Below are 16,865 nucleotides of genomic sequence, written 5' to 3'. Positions count from 1 at the left end.
CGAAGCTGTTCCTTGCTATCAACATCGGGTTTGCGTTACCATGACGCCCGCCCTTGGGGAGTAGCCTGCTTCCTTCAACGGAAGTTCCCGCATCAACATACTTGACGCGCTCGCGTCATGGTGCGGAAGCCTTCTGGTTGGCAAGACCAATGGCATGTACGCGTGACGTTCGGGCCACGCGGCATGCCATTGCCGTTTACGGTCAATGCCCGATCAGAAAAGCTGTCATGACGCTCACCGCCATCATCATCCTCGCCTTTGCCATGTCCACCGACGCCTTTGCCGTCGCCATCGCCATGGGCGCCCGCCGCAACAACGTGCGCTTCGGCGAAGCGCTCAAGACCGGCCTGCTGTTCGGCGTGATCGAAGGCGTCACGCCGCTGATCGGCTGGGCGCTGGGCAGCATCGCGGCCTCGTATGTGGAAAGCTGGGATCACTGGATCGCCTTCGTGCTGCTGGGTGGACTCGGCCTGCGCATGATCTACGAAGGATGGCAGGAGCCGGAAGTCGGCGAGGAACCGGCGCCGCGCGCGTTCTGGCTGCTGGCGCTGACCGGGTTTGCCACCAGCATCGACGCGATGGTGGTCGGCGCCGGCCTCGCCTTTGTCGACACCACGATCCTGGAGCCGGCGCTGGCGATCGGCCTGGCCACCTTGACCATGGTCACGATCGGGATGCTGGTCGGGCGCCGCATCGGCGCCGCGATCGGCAAGCGCGCCGAAGTGTTCGGCGGCCTGGTGCTGATCGCGATCGGCAGCCTGACACTGTGGCAGCACCTGCACTGACTGCCGATCGGGTAAGACCAATCAGGAAGTGGGGCCCGGATCGACGTTGGCTTCCTGCAGCACCATTAGCTGCTTTTTCAATGCATCGTTAAAGGCCGGGATGTCGTCCGGCTTGCGGCTCGTAATCAGCTTGCCGTCGACGACCACTTCCTCGTCGGTCCATTCGGCGCCGGCGTTCTTGAGGTCGGTCTGCAGCGACGGCCAGCTGGTCATGTGCTTCGACTCGGCCACGCCGGCGTCGATCAGCGGCCACGGGCCATGGCAGATCGCGGCGATCGGCTTGTCCTCGTCGCCGAAAGCCTTGATGAAGGCGATCGCGTCCGGGCTCAGGCGCAGCTGGTCCGGGTTGGCGACGCCGCCCGGCAACAGCAGCAGGTCGTAGTCGCCCGGGGTTGCATCCTTGACGTTGAGGTCGACCTTGAACTTGTCGGCCGGCTCCAGGTGGTTGAAACCCTGGATCTCTTCGCCGGCGTTTTTCGGCGACAGCAAGGTCACATGCACGCCGAGCTTCTCGAGGAAGCTGCGCGGCTCGGTGTACTCCACCTGCTCGACGCCGTCGGTCATCAGGACCGCCACGCGCCGGCCCTGCAAGGAATCGGTATTCACGTATTCCACCTGCTCTGCTGGTTCCATATAACCTCCATGTTCGATGTGATGTTCGATGCCTGATTTCGCCGCATGGTCGGGCGCATGGTCGATCGCGTGACATGCGGCGAAAGCGTTGCAACAATTGTAGGTCGGCGCTACGCCGCGCGGCGCGCGCATGCTCTGGAGGAAGGCGGGCTCAAGGCAGCAGATAGCAGACGTCGTCGCGGTCGCGCTTGCCGGATGCCGTGCACAGAAAACCATCCAGTCCGAGCCGGGTGGCGCCATCCAGGCTGACGCCGCCGATGGCATCGCGCCGCAGCACCACCTGCAGTTCGCGGTACGGCACCTCGATCGCGAAGCGGTCGAGCAAGGCGGCCAGTGCGCGGCTGCCGGCGGCGCCCGGCAAAAAGCGCTCGAACGCCTCACGCTCCAGCGGCCCCAGCCGCACTCGGATGCCGAGCTCGGGACGCAGCAGACGTCCGCCGGCGGTGGCGCCGGCGCCGAGTTCGCAGTTGCCGCGCGCCAGATGGGTGCGCTGCCCCGGCCCCAGCACATCCCAGCGTCCGCTGAATTGCTCGACAGCTACCGGCACCTGGAAATAGGCGCGCAGCACGCCCGCGATCAGCTCGGCGCTGACGACGCGGCTGCGCAGCGCGGCGGCGAACCTCGCCTGCGACAGCATCTCCGGATCGGGCGTGCCAGGCGCCTCGTCGCTCAGACGCTGCGCGCCTGCCAGCGCCAGCAGCAGCGGCAGGAAGCGGTCATGCTCGCCGTCGGCCGGATGGCGCACCCGGTACTTGCACCAGGCGCGATAGAACAGCGTCACCTGGCGGCTGGAAAACAGGTCGAGAAAGGCGCGCGCGCCGCCGTCGCGCGATTCGGCTTCCCAGGCCGCAAAGCGTTCGGTGTAGTGCAGCGGCAAGGCCCCCGTCACGCCCAGCAGCCCCATCAGCGCGGGGGTGACGTTGACCGCCGGCGCGCCTTCGGTGGTGCAGGCGATGGCTTCGATCTCGCTCGGCGGGAAGCCGAGCGCCAGGCTGTTGCGAAAGCGGATCAGCCCCAGTGCATGTTCCGGCGCGATGCCCTGGCGCCCGAGCCAGCGCACCAGCAGCCGCACCGCCTGGAAGAAGGCATAGCGTTGCGGATGGGCCAGCAGGTCCGGGATCACGCCCGGCAACGCGGCCGGCGCCGTGTCCACGACGGCGCATCTGCCCAGGTCGTCGCTCGCCTCCGCCATCACAGCAGCGCCAGGCTGCCGTTGCGCGGCTCGCAGCGCAGCAGCTCGCGTCCCTGCTGCCCTTCCCCGTTCGAGACCAGCACCAGCCGCGTGAAACTGTTCACGTGCACGTACAGGCCGAGGAAGCGGCTGATCACCTGCCCGAACACGAACAGGCTGCTGCCCGCGAATGCGTCTTCGTCGATCGTCATCCTGACCTCGACCCCGTGCACCAGGGCGGCGCCGTAGCGGTTGCGCAGCCAGGCGGTGCCGGGACGCGCCGCCAGCGCCACGATGCCGCCGATCTGGCGCTGCGAGGTGCTTGAACGCGGCAGGTCGTACAGCGCCAGCGTCTCGCGCATGGTGTCCAGGTCGGCCAGCGAGCGGTGGTTCAATGCCAGCTGGGCCACGAGACGCCAGGCAGTGCCGGCGCGTTTGCCGAAATGCAGTGGCGCGCTCGGCTTGCGCAGCAGGTGGATCGGCAAGCCGTTGCTGGCGGTTTCGCTGACCAGGTCGCCACCCGGCGCCGCGAAGCCGGCGCTGCAGGCGTGCACGCCGTTGCTGCAGGTCAGCTCGATCGACGCGACGCAGTCCTGCAGGCCGCACAGGTCGAAGTCGTCGTCGCTGAAGCCGATCTTCATGCGTTGATGGCGCTCGCCGGTATCGTCGCGGCGCGCGAACCAGTAGCGGCGGCCGGCGCCCTCGCCGCTTTCGCCATGACGCAAGCCGTAGTACGGGCGATACGCGACGCTGCTGGTCTTGCCGTCCTCGCTGCGCAGCACGTGCACCGCGTCGATGCTGTATACCTCGACGCCGTCTTCATGGCGGTTCGGCACCACGTCGTACAGTGTCGCGCGCTGGGTGATGCGCACCGGCGCCGCCGGCTGGCGGAACAGGTTGACCACCGGTGCGCAGCCCGGCGCCAGGTGGCCGGCCGCGAGCGTGCGCAACAGGCGCACTGGGGTGGCATCGGCCGCCATTCCCGCCAGCAGGAAGTGCAGCGTCACGCGCCGCGCACCGGCCGGCAGCAGCGGCGCCAGCTGGGCCAGGTCAACGTCGATGAAATGGAACTTGTCGGGGAAGGCGAAGTATTCGAGCAGCAGCCGGTAGGCGGGATGGGCGTGGGTTTCCTCCGGCACCAGCGCCTCCTCGGGCTCCAGTCCGCCCAGGCGCAGCGGCAGCCGTTCCAGGCGGCGCCAGGTATCCAGGCCCTCGGCCTCGACCCAGGTCTCGAGCACGCCCATGAACAGGCTGTCGAGCAGCGCCGCCGCCAGCAGGCCGTCGGCATCGACGTGCAGGCGCAGGTACGGCAGGCCGAGCTGGGGCAGCATGCGCAGCGGTGTCGCGCTGTCGAAGGCGATGCCGATCTGCGCGCCGGCACGCGGCGGCATGCGCACCCGCGGCGGCAGGTGCGCCACCGGCTCGAACCAGGCGCGCGCCACGCTGACCGGCGCCAGCGCCAGCTCGGCCGTGGTGCGCATCCGCACCGGCCCACCCTTGCCGGCCAGCGCCTGCATCTCGGTACCGCGCGGCACCACGTGCATGTGCTCGATCTTGCCCGCGCGCGCTGCATCTGCCGTATCGATGCGCGCGATCGAGCAGCTCGGCAAGCCGTGCAGAAAGTGCGGGTACAGGCTGCCCAGCAGCGCTTCGGTGAATTCGGGATAGTCGTCGTCGAGCTTGCGGGCGGTGCGGGCGTTGAGCAGGGCCACGGCCTGGATCAGACGCCGGATGTGCGGGTCTTCGCTGGCATCAAAGCCCAGGCCCAGTTCGGCGGCCAGGCGCGGGTATTGATGGGCCAGCTCGCGCCCGGCGGTGTTCAGGTAGACCAGCTCGCGCTCGTAGTACGGCAACAGCTCTTCCATGGCGCTCTCCCCGTCTGGCTGACACTCTACGGTCATGCAGATCGTGGAGACTGGCATTGCGACGGCGCAATGTATCGAAGGATGCATTTCGGGACACAAGCGCGTCGTCAGCGGGACGCGTCGCACCGCCCGGATACCGGCCTTGTCAATAACTCAGTAAAATCATGGGTTCCGTCGAATCCAGCTCCCGCATCATGACCACTACCGCCACCCGTCAACCCGTCCGCACTGAAATCGCCACCCTCTGGCGGCTGTCGTGGCCGGTGCTGGTCGGGCAGTTGGCCACGGTCGGCATGGGCGTGGTCGACGTCGCCATGACTGGCCACGTCAGCGCCGAAGAACTGGCCGCGGTGTCGCTCGGCACCGCCGTGTGGTCGATCGTGCTGGTCACCGTGATGGGCACCATGATGGCGATCAATACCGTGGTCGCGCACGAGATCGGCGCCGCGCGCCACGACCAGGTGCCGCACTCGGTGCGCCAGTCGATGTGGAAAGGGCTGCTGGTGGGTGTGGCCGCCTGCCTGTTCGCCAACCTGTGCACGCTGCTGTTCGACCATGTCGGGCTCGATGCGCCGGTGGCGGCGCGCGCCTCGCTGTTCCTGCACGTGATCAGCCTCGGCATGCCGGCCTTCGGCGTGTACCGCGCGCTGTATGGCTACACCACCAGCATCAACCAGACCAAGCCGATCATGTGGATCGCGATCGCGGGCCTGGTCTGGAACACGCTCGTCAGCTGGCTGCTGGTGTACGGCAAGCTCGGCTTCCCGCAACTGGGCGCGGTCGGCTGCGCCATCGCCACCGCCAGCGGCATGTGGCTGATGCTGTTCGCCATGCTGTGGTGGATCACACGCTCGCCCGCCTACCGCCTGACCTATCCCTTCGACCGCTACGAAGGTCCCAACGGCAAGAGCATCGGTTCGATGCTGCGCCTGGGCCTGCCGATCGGCGTCACCTATTTCGCCGAGGTCAGTGCCTTCGGTTTGATCAGCCTGCTGGTGGCGCGCTTCGGCGTGGTGCAGGTGTCGTCGCACCAGATCGCACTGAACTTTTCTTCGCTGGTGTTCATGGTGCCGCTCAGCTTTGCGATCGGCATGCTGACCCGCGTCGGCCAGGCCATGGGCGAAGGCGATCCGGTGCGGGCGCGCTTCGTCGGCTGGGTTGGCGTGGGCGTTTCGGTCGCCTTCGGCGCCGTGTCGGCAATCGGCATCGCCCTGTTCCGCTGGCAGATCGCAGCCGCCTACACTTCCGATCCGGCGGTGCAGGCGGTCACGGCCGACCTGCTGCTGTTCGCCGCCCTGTTCCAGTTGTCGGACGCGACCCAGGTCGCCACCGCCTCCGCAATCCGCGGCTACCAGGTGACACGCCCGCCGATGGTGATCCAGCTGCTGTCGTTCTGGGGACTGTCGCTGCCGCTCGGCTGCATCCTCGGCCTCGCGCCGCAGTGGTTCCCGTGGGCGCCGGCCGAACCGATGCAGGCGACCGGGTTCTGGATCGGGCTGGTGGTGGCGCTGACCGTGGCGGCGGCCCTGCTGACCTGGCAGTTCGAGCGTCTGGCGCGCCAGCGTATCCGCGAGGGCGCGCAGCAGCAGTTAGCGGCCAGTGTGACAGCCTAAAACTTAGCTTGGGGGCAAGTAATTACAGCGTTTTCAGGCTGACTCTGGTATCGTCTCGCGGTTGCTCGCAGTTTGCATACCGTTAATAATCTTTCCAGAGACATCCATGCGCCCTCTCCTCCTTCTCCTGGCCGCTCTCGCGGCCGCGCCTGCTTCGGCCGAACGCCTGACCCTGGACCGCATCCACGGCGAAACTTCGCTGGCCGGTCCCGGCGTGCGCAACCTGCGCGTGTCGCCGGACGGCGAACGCGTCACCTTCCTGCGCGGCAGTGCCGACAACCAGTACCAGCTGGACCTTTGGGAATACAACACCAAGAGCAAGGCCACGCGCCGCCTGATCGACTCCAAGAAGCTGGTGCCGACCGAGGAACTGTCGCTGGAAGAAAAAGCGCGCCGCGAGCGCGCCCGTACCGCCGGCCTGTCGGGCATCCTGAACTATTTCTGGTCGCCGGACGGCAAGCAACTGCTGGTGCCGATCGCCGGCAACCTGTACCTGTTGGAAGCCGCGAAGCCGGATGTCGCGCGTAAAGTCGCCTCGGGCAACGTCACCGATCCGAAGATCTCGCCGCGCGGCCGCTACGTGTCGTTCGTGCGCGACCAGAACCTGATCGTGATCGACCTGAAAACCGGCGCCGAGCGCGCGCTGACCACCGACGGCAAGGGCACCATCCACAACGGCGAAGCCGAGTTCGTGGCGCAGGAAGAGATGAGCCAGCACACCGGCTACTACTGGGCGCCGGACGATTCGGCGATTGCCTACCGCCGCTACGACGAAGCGCCGGTGCCAGTGGCGCGCCGCTTCGAGATCTTCGCCGACCGCACCGAAGTGATCGACCAGCACTACCCGGCCGCGGGCGACCCGAACGTGCTGATCGACCTGATGGTCGTCAATCCCGCCACTGGCGAGCAGCGCAAGGTCGACCTCGGTGCCGAGAAAGACATCTACCTGATCCGCGCCGACTTCAGCGCCGACGCCAAGACCCTGGTCTACCAGCGCCAGTCGCGCGACCAGAAGCGCCTGGACCTGGTGGCGGTCGATGTCGCCACGCTGACACAGCGTCCACTGTTGACCGAAACCTCGAAGACCTGGGTCGAGATCAACAACGACCTGCGTTTCCTGAAGGGCCGCAATGCCTTCATCTGGGCCTCGGAACGCACCGGCCGCAAGCACCTGTACCTGTACGACCTGAACGGCAAGCTGCTGCACCCGATCTCGCGCGGCGAGTGGGGCGTGGACGACATCCTGGCGGTCGACGAAGGCGCCAACAAGGTCTACATTTCGTCGAACCGCGAGGCCGTGATCGACAAGCAGACTTATGTGCTGGCACTCGACGGCAGCACTGCCGACAAGCCGAACCGCATCACCAAGGGCGACGGCTGGCACGAAGCCTCGTTCGCCGGCAACGGCAAGCTGTTCGTCGAGACCTATTCGAGCCCGAGCGTCCCGCCGCAAGTGTCGATCCGCAAACCGGACGGCAGCATGGTCGAGTGGCTCGAAAAGAACGAACTCAACGCCAACCACCCGTACGCCAAGTACCTGCCTGACCACCTGCCGACCGAATACGGCAGCATGAAGGCGGCCGACGGCCAGACGCTGTACTACTCGATCATCAAGCCGGCCAACTTCGATGCCTCGAAGCGCTATCCGGTGTTCCTGTTCACCTATGGCGGCCCGCACTCGCAGCGCGTGACCCGCGCCTGGGGCAATTACTTTGACCAGTACATGGCGCAGCAGGGCTTCGTCGTGTTCCGCCTGGATAACCGCGGTTCGGGCCGCCGCGAGCGCCAGTTCACCGACACCCTGTACGGCAACCTCGGCAAGCATGAAGTCGAAGACCAGGTGGCCGGCGTGGACTGGCTGGCCAAGCAGAGCTTCGTCGATCCGAAGCGCATCGGCGTGTTCGGCTGGAGCTACGGCGGCTTCATGACGCTGCGCCTGCTGGCGGCGGCGTCGGACAAGATCGCGATGGGCGTCTCGGTGGCGCCGGTGACCGACTGGGCGCTGTACGACACCCACTACACCGAACGCTACGTCGGCGCCACGCCGAAGAGCAACCCGGCGGCGTACGAGCAAAGCGGCGTGTTCGCGCACCTGGACGGCCTGAAGTCGCCGCTGCTGCTGATCCACGGCATGGCCGACGACAACGTGCTGTTCACCAACACCACGCGCCTGATCGACGACCTGGTCAAGCGCAACGTGCAGTTCGAGCTGATGACCTACCCGGGCGCCAAGCACGGCATCTCGGGCCGCAGCAGCCAGCGCCATGTGTATGGGCTGATCGAGTCGTTCTTCAAGAAACAGCTGGGCGGTACCGAGCCGAAATAAGCGTGCACAACGCTTGAATACAAAGGCCGCGCCGGCAACGTCGCGGCCTTTTTGTATCGTTGGCCTCGGCGGTCCCGCGCTCCGCCGCCAACCATACAAACAAAAACAGCCGCACATGGCGGCTGTTCTCACTTGGCGGGACCTGACTTGGCAGAAATCTCCGCCGCAGACCCGATTACGGACGGGTAGTCGTCGTGGTCGTGGTCGGACGATGCAGGTCGTCGACGGCGTCCTTGACTGCTTCTTTGGCGTCGCCCACCGAACCCTGGATCTTGCCTTCAGCCTGGTTCGCCAGGCCCTTGGCTTGCTGTTCCTTGCTATCGACCAGCTTGCCGGCGCCTTCTTGAATCTTGCCGCCAACTTCCTTCAGTTTGCCTTCGACTTGGTCCTTGTTCATGGTGCTCTCCTTTTCAAGTACATGCCGGGTGGCGATGTTTCGAGTACAGATTAACCGCTGCAGCTCAACCGTTCTGTTCGTGTCCTAACACATCTATACAAGCACTTCCGCGCGACATTTTGCTCATGTAAATGCTAATCTTTTTGCAACACGTACAAACAAGATCAGGCCTCCATCATGAATAACAAGACCCCCGCCTACGACCAGCAAGAACACCATGGTCAACCGGCCTCGAACGCCCAGCGCACGCTGGCGCGCCGCGCCGCCGTCGTCTACGGCATCGGCGCCCTGTTCCTCGCCGGCCTGGCCGCCGCGGTACTGGCCTACGACGCCCTGCTGCTGATCTTCGCCTGCATCCTGTTCGCGATCCTGCTCTACAAGCTGGCCGACATCGCGCACCGCCGCCTCGGCCTGAACCGCACCCTGGCGCTGACGCTGGTGGTGGCGCTGCTGGCCGCGATCATTGGCCTGGGCAGCTGGGCGATGGCGCCGCAGATTTCGGAACAGTCGAGTCAGCTGGCCAAGGAAGTGCCGGCCGCCATCGAACGCCTGCAAAGCGAAGTCGAGCGCCATCCGCTGATGCAGCGCGTGGTCGACGAACTGCCGGCGCCGGAAGAAGCCATGAAGCAGCTCGGCTCGATGATGCCGAACGCCGGCCTGCTGTTCGGCGGCGTGCTCGGCGCACTCGGCAATGTGGTGATCATCATCTTCGTCGGCATTTATTTCGCCGCCGCGCCGGGCGTGTACACGAACGGCTTCGTCCGCCTGTTCCCGCAGAGCAAACGCGGCCGTACGCGCGAAGTGCTGAACGAGATGGGCGATTCGCTCGCCAGCTGGCTGCTGGGCAAGGCGGTATCGATGCTGATCGTCGGCAGTGCCACCGCGATCGGCCTCAGTCTGCTGGGCGTGCCGCTGGCGCTGATCCTCGGCATCATCGCCGGCTTGCTCGACTTCATCCCGTATATCGGACCGATCATGGCCGGCATCCCCGCGGTGCTGCTGGCGCTGTCGATCAGTCCCGACATGGCGCTGTATGCGCTGCTGCTGTTCGCAGCCATCAACATGCTTGAGGGCTATGTCTTGCAGCCGATGATTGAAGCCAAGGCGATCGAGCTGCCGCCGGCGCTGGTGATCGTCACCCAGCTGATCTTCGGCACCCTGTTCGGCTTCGCCGGCGTGGCGCTGGCGACACCGCTGGCGGCCGTGCTGTCGGTGCTGACCAAGATGCTGTACATCGAGGACGTGCTGGGGGACAGACCGGCCAAAGGGGTCGATGCCGGCTGAGCCGGCTCCCTGCTCTCCTGCCACCGCCGGCGTGCAAGCGCCGGACGCGGCAGGGACGAAAAAAAGCCGCGCAATGCGCGGCTTTGTCATTCACGCTGAACCGGATCAGCGATTGCCTTTTGCAATTTCCTTCACGTCGCCGACTTTCTTCTGCGCTTTGCCTTCAGCCTGGTTCGACAGGCCTTCGCTCTGCTGCTGGCGGCTGCCCACGGCTTCGCCGACTTTCTGTTGAATCTTGCCGCCGACGTCCTTGGCCTTGCCTTTGACTTGGTCCTTGTTCATTGCGCTCTCCTTGCTGTTACATGGATGAGCCTTCAGATTAGTAGACACTTCCAGGCGGTTCTGTACGACGCTTAACAAACAGGCCTGCGCCACACGCTGGCCAGCCACGGTTGCTGTTCGCGCGGCAAGCCAGGCGGACGGTAATAGTGATGCAGCGCCTCGAAGCCGGCCGCCGTTAGCATGCGCTCCCAATTTTCCCAATCGTAATAGCTGCCGTAGCGCGGGCCGTTCCACCCTTCTTCATTGTGGCCGCGCGGATTGGAACTGAACAATACGCCGCCCGGTTTTAACGCATCGAACAGTGTCAACAGCACCTGCGGCAAGGCAGCGCTCGGCACATGGAACAGTACGGCGTTGGCGAACACGCCGTCGAAGGTCGCCGGTGGCAGGTCGAGGTGCAGGAAATCCTGCTGCCACACTTCGCAGCCGCTGTAGGCGCGCGCCATCTCGACAAAGCGTTCGCTGCCGTCAACGCCGATGGCGCGGTGGCCGAGCTCGCTAAAAGTCTTGAGGTCGCGCCCCGGCCCGCAGCCGAGGTCGAGGATGGTGTACGGCGCCGGCGCTTCGATCGCGCCGAGCAGCGCGTCGATGTTCTGGCTGACGTCGTGGTCGATCGTGCCGGCGAAGAAGGTGTCGGCCGAACGGTTGTAGTGGGCGAGCGTGCGCCGGGTGATGTCGTCATGGTCCATGACGACATTGTGCCAGTCCGGCGTCCCGTGCGGGGCGGCGGACTGGCCGGCTGTGCGTCGTCCGAGTATTACCAGATGCGCACGCGCTGTTCCGGCGCCAGGTACAGCGTCTGCCCCGGCTGCACATTGAAGGCCTTGTACCAGGCGTCCAGGTTGCGCACGGTATAGGTGCGGTACTGGGCCGGCGCATGGCCGTCGGTCACCACCACGCGGCGCAGCGCGGTTTCGCGCATCTTGCTGCGCCAGGCGCGTGCATAGCCGGTGAAGAATTCGCGATCGGCTTCAAGGCGTGCGGACGCGTCCTTGCTGGCGTGCGACAGCTTGAAGGCATCGTAGGCCGCGGCCAGACCGGCCAGGTCGGACAAGTTCTCGCTCAAGGTCAATTGCCCGTTCAGCGCCAGATCGTCGAACGGCTTGTAGCTCGAGTACTGCGCCACCAACTTTTGCGAAGCGGCGCGGAAGTGCGCCAGGTCCTCTTTGGTCCACCAGTCGTGCAGGCGGCCCTGGGCGTCGAACTGGGCGCCCATGTCGTCGAAGCTGTGGCTGATCTCGTGGCCGATCACGGCGCCGATCGCGCCGTAGTTGGCGGCGTCCGACGCCTTCGGATCGAAGAACGGCGCCTGCAGGATCGCCGCCGGGAAGTTCAGGGCGTTCTGCATCGGCAGGTTGAGGGCGTTGACCACGTGCGGCGGCATGGCCCAGGCCGAACGTGCTGGACGCTGCTTCAGCTTGGCCAGCTCGGTCACGTAACGGAACTCCTGCGCGCGCAGCACATTGCCCAGTGCATCGGTGGACGACACCTGCAGGCCGCCGTACGAGGCCCAGCTATCCGGATAGCCGACCCCGACATACATCGTGCGCACTTTTTCCTTGGCATGGTCACGGGTCGACGGCGCCATCCAGTCGAGCTTGTCGATACGGGCTTCGAAGGCGCTCTTGATGTCGGACACCATGCGCTGCACCTGGCGCTTGCTCTCGGCCGGGAAGTATTTGCTCACATACAGCTTGCCGACGGCATCCGGCAAGCCGGCAGTGGTCGCGCCGAGGGCGCGCTTGTTGCGCGCCGACTGTTGCGGCGTGCCGGCCAGCACCTTGCCGTAAAAATTGAAGCGCAGTTGCGCGAATGCCTTCGGCAGCGTGTCGGCGAACTGGTTCAGGGCGTTGAAGGCCAGGTAATCCTTCCAGGTTGCCAGGTCCGTGGCGGCCACCTCAGCGGCCGCGCCGCGGATCGCGCCCGGGTGGTAGACCATGAAGCGGTCCTGCTGGCCCAGGCGCGCGCCCTGCAGGAAAGCGTTCCAGTCCATGCCCGGCGCCTTGGCCGCGAAGTCCTTGGCACGCCAGACGTTGTTGGCTTTCTGGATGTCGGCGGACTCTTCGCGTGTGGCGTGGCTTTGTGCCAGTTTCAGCTCCAGCGCGAACACCCTGGCGGCGCGCTGTTCCGCATTGTCATGGCCGCCCAATTTCAGCATGTCGGCAATGTATTGCTGGTAGCGCGTGCGCAGCTCGGCCATGCGCGGGCTGGCGTCGACATAATAGGCGCGGTCCGGCAGGCCGAGGCCGCCCTGCAGCAGGTAAGGCAGGTTGACGTTCGGCTCGATCAAGCCCTGGTTGATCCACACGCCGAACAGGTTTGGGGTGCTGAAATTGGTGAAGTTCAGCGGATCGACGTCGGCGCGCAGCGATTGGCCCAGCACGCGCGACAGCGCGGCGCGGTCCTTGATCGCGGCGATCGCGTCGAGTTTCGGCTGCAGCGGCTTGAGGCCGGCCGCTTCGATCGCCGCTTCGTTCATCCAGGCTTTGTAGAAATCGGCGACCTTGCGGGTTTCGGCATCCGCTTTGGCATTGGCGCCGGCGTCCTCGATCAGCTTGATGATGCGGGCATTATTGTCGTCGGCCAGGGCCGCCATCGCGCCCCACGAGCCGCGGTCGGCCGGGATCTCGGTCTGGTCCAGCCATTCGCGGTTGGCCCAGGTGAAGAAGTCGTCGCCCGGCAGGACGGCGGCGGCGGCCGGTTTGGCGGCGGTGGCGGACTGTTGCTGCGCCTGCTCTGCCGCCAGTGCCGGCAAGGCGCCGGCCTGGGCCGCGCACAGTGCCAGGACGATGGCGGCCTTGATGGGTGTCCAGTTTGACTTCATGGTGTCCTTTCAGTGTTCTTGTCGGTTGTGCGATCGCGGCGCGCCGGCCCGATGGCAATGCGTCATATTATCGGCTTCGCAGGCATTCGTGGCAGAACAGACAATTTCCAAGCCGCGGTTGATGATCGTTCCGGCACGCTCCAAAAATATTTTGGATTTTTTTTGAAAAAACCCTAAAGTTCCCCCAAATGCGTCCGTAAATGATTCAGACAACCGGGCATCCGGCCGTAGAATTCTTGATGGCATAACAACATGAACGCAAACGAAGTCCTCGCGATGTACGAAAACCTGGCCGGCCTGACGGGCCAGATGGTGCAAGCCGCCAAGGCCGGCGACTGGAGCGACTTCGAGCAGCTGAACACCGAAGCCAAGGTGCAGGCGCATTCCGCCGCCACCGGCGTGCCGGCCCTGGAAGGCGCCAAGCGCCTGCGCAAGATCGACCTGCTCAAGCAGCTGATGGCCAACGACCGCGCGATCCGCGACGTGACCGAGCCGTGGAACGGCCAGCTCGACCGCGCGCTGCACGCGCACTGATCTCCGGATCGATCTACTCGACAAGGCGCCTGCGGGCGCCTTTTGTTTTGCCTGTCACTGTTGTCAAGGCACGCGTGGAGAGGATCGATGCGCGCACCAAAAGAAAAAGCGCCCGAAGGCGCTTTGAGTGCGACCGAGCCAAGGGCTCGATTGCGGAATAGGGAGAGAGCGAACCCCAGGTATCTCCTGGCGTCGCCTCTTGCCGGTTGCTTCCGGCGTCCACCGCCTCTGTCGGCAAATGGACTGCTTCCGGACGCAGGCGTTTCATCAACGGTTGTCTGCTTGTCGCGCCACGCTATCAGTGGTGGCTGCGCCAGACCCTGCGCCGTCCGTGATCTCGTCGACCACGGGTCAAGTATAGCGTAATTATTGGTCTTGTGTAGACAAGTCGTGTGCGCCCTCTTCCAGGCGCGGCTCGACCACCACAACCGGCTTCTTGCGCGTGAATTTACCGGCAAATCCCTGGCGCAGGCGATCCATCACCGGCACCCGCGGTTCGCCGACCGGCCGCAGCGTCACAGTCTTCCTGCGCCGCAGCCACCACAGCACGCCGCCGATCAGCGCCAGCAGCGCGGCCACGCCGGCACCGATCCAGCCCCACGGCGTTTCATCCTGCGCCTCGGGCGGCGGCGCCGGTTTCTTGCGGATCGGATGCGGCTTCGGGACGGCAGCCGGACGCGGCGCGCTCACTTCGGCCGGATTGGCGCCCATCGCCACCTGCAGCACCCTGACCTTGTCTTCCAGTGCGCCGATCTGCTGGCGCAACTGCGCGTTCTTGACGTCGAGCGCGGCGCAGACGGAAGGCGAGCCGGGGCTCGATGCCGGGGCGCAGGCGGCCGGCGCGGCCTTGGTCGCCGCTGCAATCGGCAACGGCGGTACGATGGATGGCGTCGGTTTCGGTTTCGGCTCCGGCGCCGGCTCGGGCGCCCGTTCCGGCGCCGGCTTCGGTTTACTTGCCACAACCGGGCGTGGCGGCGCGGGTCTGGACTTTGGCCTGACCGGCGCCTCGGTCGCCTTGACCGGCGCCGGCGCTTCCTGCACCACTTTCACCGGAGCGGCAACGGGAAGTGACGCCGGAACCGGAACCGGCGGCGGCGCCGGATTCGGATCCGGCGCCAGCGACAACGTCACCAGCCGCACATTGCGCTGCCCGCCGTCGAGCAACTCGAGATACAAATGCAGGCGGCTTGATTCAACCGGGGCCAGCGACGTGACATGCAGGAACTGGCGGCCGTCGCGCCGCATCACAGACATGGTCAGGGTCGACAGCACGTGCGGCATGCCGAGATTGCCGCCGCGGTACACGTTGGCATTGGCCAAGCGTGCCTCGACCTGCCCCGCCGGATTGTCCAGCGAGGTCAGCTCGATGTCGGCGGCCAGCGGCTGGCCGATGTAAGAGGCGACGCGCGCCTCGCCCAGTTCGGCTGCGCCGGCGCCGGTGGTCACGGCGGTAGCAGCCAGCAGCGCGCAGGGAATGTAGGAAGAAAGGCGGCCAGCCATAGAAAGACGATACAGAAACGAAAAAGAGTAGCCCGAGCGTAATTAACGGACATTGCGATAAACTCTTTAGCCACAGCCTCGACTTTCGGCTTTCCACCCTCGCCTTTCAAACACAGGAACCCATTCATGGACAACAGGATTGAGAAGGACAGCTTCGGCCCGATCGACGTACCGAGCGACCATCTGTGGGGCGCGCAGACCCAGCGCTCCCTGCACCACTTCCACATCTCGACCGAGCGCATGGCGCCCGAGCTGGTCGCGGCGCTGGCCCAGGTCAAGCGCGCGGCGGCGGCGGTCAACCGCTCGCTCGGCAAGCTGCCATCGGACAAGGCCGACGCCATCATCCGCGCCGCCGACGAGGTGCTCGAGGGCCATCATCCGGCCGAATTTCCGCTCGCCGTTTGGCAGACCGGCTCCGGCACCCAGAGCAACATGAACATGAATGAAGTGCTGGCCAACCGCGGCTCCGAGCTGATGGGCGGCGAGCGCGGCGAAGGCCGCCTGCTGCACCCGAACGACCACGTCAACATGGGCCAGTCGTCGAACGACATCTTCCCCACCGCGATGCACGTGGCCGCCGCCTGGGCCGTGGCCAAGGAAGTGCTGCCGGCGCTGGCGCAGTTGCGCGCCACGCTGACCGTCAAGTCGCGCGACTTCGAGCCGATCGTCAAGATCGGCCGCACCCACCTGCAGGACGCCACGCCGCTGACGCTGGGCCAGGAATTCTCGGGCTACGTGGCCCAGCTGGAATACTCCGAACAGGCGATCCGCGCCTCCCTGCCCGGCCTGCTGCTGCTGGCGGCCGGCGGCACCGCGGTCGGCACCGGGCTGAACGCGCACCCCGAATTCGCTCCGCGCATCGCGGCCGAGCTGGGTTCGCGCACCGGCCTGTCGTTCAAGAGCGCGCCCAACAAATTCATGGCGCTGGCCGGGCACGACGCCATGGTCGCGGCGCATGGCGCCCTCAAGACGCTGGCCACCGCCCTGATGAAGATCGCCAACGATGTGCGCTGGATGGCGTCCGGCCCGCGTTCGGGCCTGGGCGAGATCACCATCCCCGAGAACGAGCCGGGCAGCTCGATCATGCCGGGCAAGGTCAATCCGACCCAGTGCGAGGCGCTGACCATGCTGTGCTGCCAGGTGTTCGGCAACGACGTCGCCATCACCGTCGGCGGCTCGCAGGGTAACTTTGAGCTGAACGTGTTCAAGCCGATGATCGCGCATAACTTCCTGCAGAGCGCGCGCCTGCTGGCCGACGGCATGCGCTCGTTCGACGAGCACTGCGCCAAGGGCATCGAACCGAACCGCGCCCGGATCGGCGAGCTGATGGAAAAATCGCTGATGCTGGTGACCGCACTGGCGCCGCACATCGGGTATGATCGCGCCGCGCAGATCGCCAAGAAGGCCTCGCAAGACGGCCTGACCTTGCGCCAGGCAGCCCTGCAGAGCGGCTTCGTCGACGAACAGCAGTTCGACCAGTGGATCGTCCCGATCGACATGACCCGGCCCGATCCGGCATAAGGCCGGAGCGGCAATCCGGCTGCGCATTACCCGGCCGCGCGCACCCGTTGCGCCCGGCCGTCAAGCGGCCTCGTGAATCGTACGCCGCCTTTATTACCCCGAGGATAGAATGCAAAAAATAGTTTTCGAT

14 protein-coding genes and 1 riboswitch are annotated in these 16,865 nt (G+C 65.7%); of the genes, 6 read left to right on the top strand and 8 right to left on the bottom strand.

The genetic code is table 11. The features are described from left to right. Positions 1-43: 43 nt before the first annotated feature. Positions 44-203: riboswitch (yybP-ykoY riboswitch) on the top strand. A gap of 24 nt (positions 204-227) precedes the next feature. After that, positions 228-785 carry a manganese efflux pump MntP family protein gene (locus RTQ83_RS15025; protein ID WP_312516222.1) on the top strand — a complete coding sequence of 186 codons (558 nt, stop codon included), beginning with the start codon at positions 228-230 and terminating at the stop codon, positions 783-785. Between the two features lie 21 nt (positions 786-806). Here RTQ83_RS15025 and RTQ83_RS15020 read toward each other — a convergent pair whose 3' ends face one another. The 3 genes from RTQ83_RS15020 to tssF all read right to left on the bottom strand — a co-directional run bounded on the left by RTQ83_RS15020 (position 807) and on the right by tssF (position 4,454). Further along, positions 807-1,418: a type 1 glutamine amidotransferase domain-containing protein gene (locus tag RTQ83_RS15020; protein WP_312516220.1), complete on the bottom strand. Its 612-nt coding sequence runs from the start codon at positions 1,416-1,418 to the stop codon at positions 807-809. A 151-nt stretch (positions 1,419-1,569) separates the two neighbouring features. After that, a complete protein-coding gene (tssG, locus tag RTQ83_RS15015) occupies positions 1,570-2,610 on the bottom strand; it encodes a type VI secretion system baseplate subunit TssG (protein ID WP_312516218.1) in 1,041 nt (346 codons plus the stop codon). Beyond that, positions 2,610-4,454, bottom strand: a complete 1,845-nt coding sequence (gene tssF, locus RTQ83_RS15010) for a type VI secretion system baseplate subunit TssF (protein ID WP_312516216.1) — start codon at positions 4,452-4,454, stop codon at positions 2,610-2,612. The genes tssG and tssF overlap by 1 nt, the downstream gene beginning before the upstream one ends. Positions 4,455-4,618: 164 nt before the next feature. Here tssF and RTQ83_RS15005 point away from each other — a divergent pair, with 164 nt between their 5' ends. Together RTQ83_RS15005 and RTQ83_RS15000 are read left to right on the top strand one after the other, a co-directional pair. Continuing rightward, positions 4,619-6,067, top strand: coding sequence for an MATE family efflux transporter (locus tag RTQ83_RS15005; RefSeq protein ID WP_312516214.1), 1,449 nt, complete (start codon positions 4,619-4,621; stop codon positions 6,065-6,067). A 106-nt stretch (positions 6,068-6,173) separates the two neighbouring features. Further along, on the top strand, positions 6,174-8,393 hold the full coding sequence (locus RTQ83_RS15000; RefSeq protein WP_312516212.1) for a S9 family peptidase: 2,220 nt from the start codon (positions 6,174-6,176) through the stop codon (positions 8,391-8,393). A gap of 175 nt (positions 8,394-8,568) precedes the next feature. Here RTQ83_RS15000 and RTQ83_RS14995 read toward each other — a convergent pair whose 3' ends face one another. Next, positions 8,569-8,790, bottom strand: a complete 222-nt coding sequence (locus tag RTQ83_RS14995) for a CsbD family protein (protein WP_312516210.1) — start codon at positions 8,788-8,790, stop codon at positions 8,569-8,571. 177 nt (positions 8,791-8,967) lie between these two features. On the opposite strand from RTQ83_RS14995, the gene RTQ83_RS14990 reads away from it, so the two are divergent. Then, positions 8,968-10,074 carry an AI-2E family transporter gene (locus tag RTQ83_RS14990; RefSeq protein ID WP_312516208.1) on the top strand — a complete coding sequence of 369 codons (1,107 nt, stop codon included), beginning with the start codon at positions 8,968-8,970 and terminating at the stop codon, positions 10,072-10,074. 105 nt (positions 10,075-10,179) lie between these two features. Here RTQ83_RS14990 and RTQ83_RS14985 read toward each other — a convergent pair whose 3' ends face one another. The 3 genes from RTQ83_RS14985 to RTQ83_RS14975 all read right to left on the bottom strand — a co-directional run bounded on the left by RTQ83_RS14985 (position 10,180) and on the right by RTQ83_RS14975 (position 13,180). Next, the gene (locus tag RTQ83_RS14985) at positions 10,180-10,356 is read right to left on the bottom strand and encodes a CsbD family protein (RefSeq protein ID WP_312516206.1); all 177 of its coding nucleotides are present in this window, start codon (positions 10,354-10,356) and stop codon (positions 10,180-10,182) included. A gap of 71 nt (positions 10,357-10,427) precedes the next feature. Continuing rightward, entirely contained in the window at positions 10,428-11,045 is a 618-nt protein-coding gene (locus RTQ83_RS14980) for a class I SAM-dependent methyltransferase (protein ID WP_312516204.1), read from the bottom strand. Positions 11,046-11,113: 68 nt separating this feature from the next. Continuing rightward, a complete protein-coding gene (locus RTQ83_RS14975; protein WP_312516202.1) occupies positions 11,114-13,180 on the bottom strand; it encodes a M13 family metallopeptidase in 2,067 nt (688 codons plus the stop codon). A 252-nt stretch (positions 13,181-13,432) separates the two neighbouring features. Here RTQ83_RS14975 and RTQ83_RS14970 point away from each other — a divergent pair, with 252 nt between their 5' ends. After that, complete coding sequence (locus RTQ83_RS14970; protein WP_312516200.1) at positions 13,433-13,714, top strand: flagellar protein FliT; 282 nt, start codon at positions 13,433-13,435, stop codon at positions 13,712-13,714. 366 nt (positions 13,715-14,080) lie between these two features. On the opposite strand, the gene RTQ83_RS14965 is transcribed toward RTQ83_RS14970, so the two are convergent. Then, entirely contained in the window at positions 14,081-15,214 is a 1,134-nt protein-coding gene (locus tag RTQ83_RS14965) for a hypothetical protein (RefSeq protein WP_312516198.1), read from the bottom strand. A 126-nt stretch (positions 15,215-15,340) separates the two neighbouring features. Between RTQ83_RS14965 and fumC the strand changes: the two genes are divergently transcribed. Further along, positions 15,341-16,735, top strand: coding sequence for a class II fumarate hydratase (gene fumC / locus RTQ83_RS14960; protein ID WP_312516196.1), 1,395 nt, complete (start codon positions 15,341-15,343; stop codon positions 16,733-16,735). Positions 16,736-16,865: the final 130 nt, after the last annotated feature.

It is taken from the genome of Massilia sp., assembly GCF_031995545.1.
Taxonomy (GTDB): domain Bacteria; phylum Pseudomonadota; class Gammaproteobacteria; order Burkholderiales; family Burkholderiaceae_D; genus Telluria.
This window is presented reverse-complemented; position numbering and strand designations above follow the sequence as displayed.

What these genes read in the sequence shown, in the direction of transcription:
- RTQ83_RS15025 (WP_312516222.1), top strand. Translation starts at nt 228, where the DNA reads ATGACGCTCACCGCCATCATCATCCTCGCCTTTGCCATGTCCACCGAC.
- RTQ83_RS15020 (WP_312516220.1), bottom strand. Translation starts at nt 1,418, where the DNA reads ATGGAACCAGCAGAGCAGGTGGAATACGTGAATACCGATTCCTTGCAG.
- tssG (WP_312516218.1), bottom strand. Translation starts at nt 2,610, where the DNA reads ATGGCGGAGGCGAGCGACGACCTGGGCAGATGCGCCGTCGTGGACACG.
- tssF (WP_312516216.1), bottom strand. Translation starts at nt 4,454, where the DNA reads ATGGAAGAGCTGTTGCCGTACTACGAGCGCGAGCTGGTCTACCTGAAC.
- RTQ83_RS15005 (WP_312516214.1), top strand. Translation starts at nt 4,619, where the DNA reads ATGGGTTCCGTCGAATCCAGCTCCCGCATCATGACCACTACCGCCACC.
- RTQ83_RS15000 (WP_312516212.1), top strand. Translation starts at nt 6,174, where the DNA reads ATGCGCCCTCTCCTCCTTCTCCTGGCCGCTCTCGCGGCCGCGCCTGCT.
- RTQ83_RS14995 (WP_312516210.1), bottom strand. Translation starts at nt 8,790, where the DNA reads ATGAACAAGGACCAAGTCGAAGGCAAACTGAAGGAAGTTGGCGGCAAG.
- RTQ83_RS14990 (WP_312516208.1), top strand. Translation starts at nt 8,968, where the DNA reads ATGAATAACAAGACCCCCGCCTACGACCAGCAAGAACACCATGGTCAA.
- RTQ83_RS14985 (WP_312516206.1), bottom strand. Translation starts at nt 10,356, where the DNA reads ATGAACAAGGACCAAGTCAAAGGCAAGGCCAAGGACGTCGGCGGCAAG.
- RTQ83_RS14980 (WP_312516204.1), bottom strand. Translation starts at nt 11,045, where the DNA reads ATGGACCATGACGACATCACCCGGCGCACGCTCGCCCACTACAACCGT.
- RTQ83_RS14975 (WP_312516202.1), bottom strand. Translation starts at nt 13,180, where the DNA reads ATGAAGTCAAACTGGACACCCATCAAGGCCGCCATCGTCCTGGCACTG.
- RTQ83_RS14970 (WP_312516200.1), top strand. Translation starts at nt 13,433, where the DNA reads ATGAACGCAAACGAAGTCCTCGCGATGTACGAAAACCTGGCCGGCCTG.
- RTQ83_RS14965 (WP_312516198.1), bottom strand. Translation starts at nt 15,214, where the DNA reads ATGGCTGGCCGCCTTTCTTCCTACATTCCCTGCGCGCTGCTGGCTGCT.
- fumC (WP_312516196.1), top strand. Translation starts at nt 15,341, where the DNA reads ATGGACAACAGGATTGAGAAGGACAGCTTCGGCCCGATCGACGTACCG.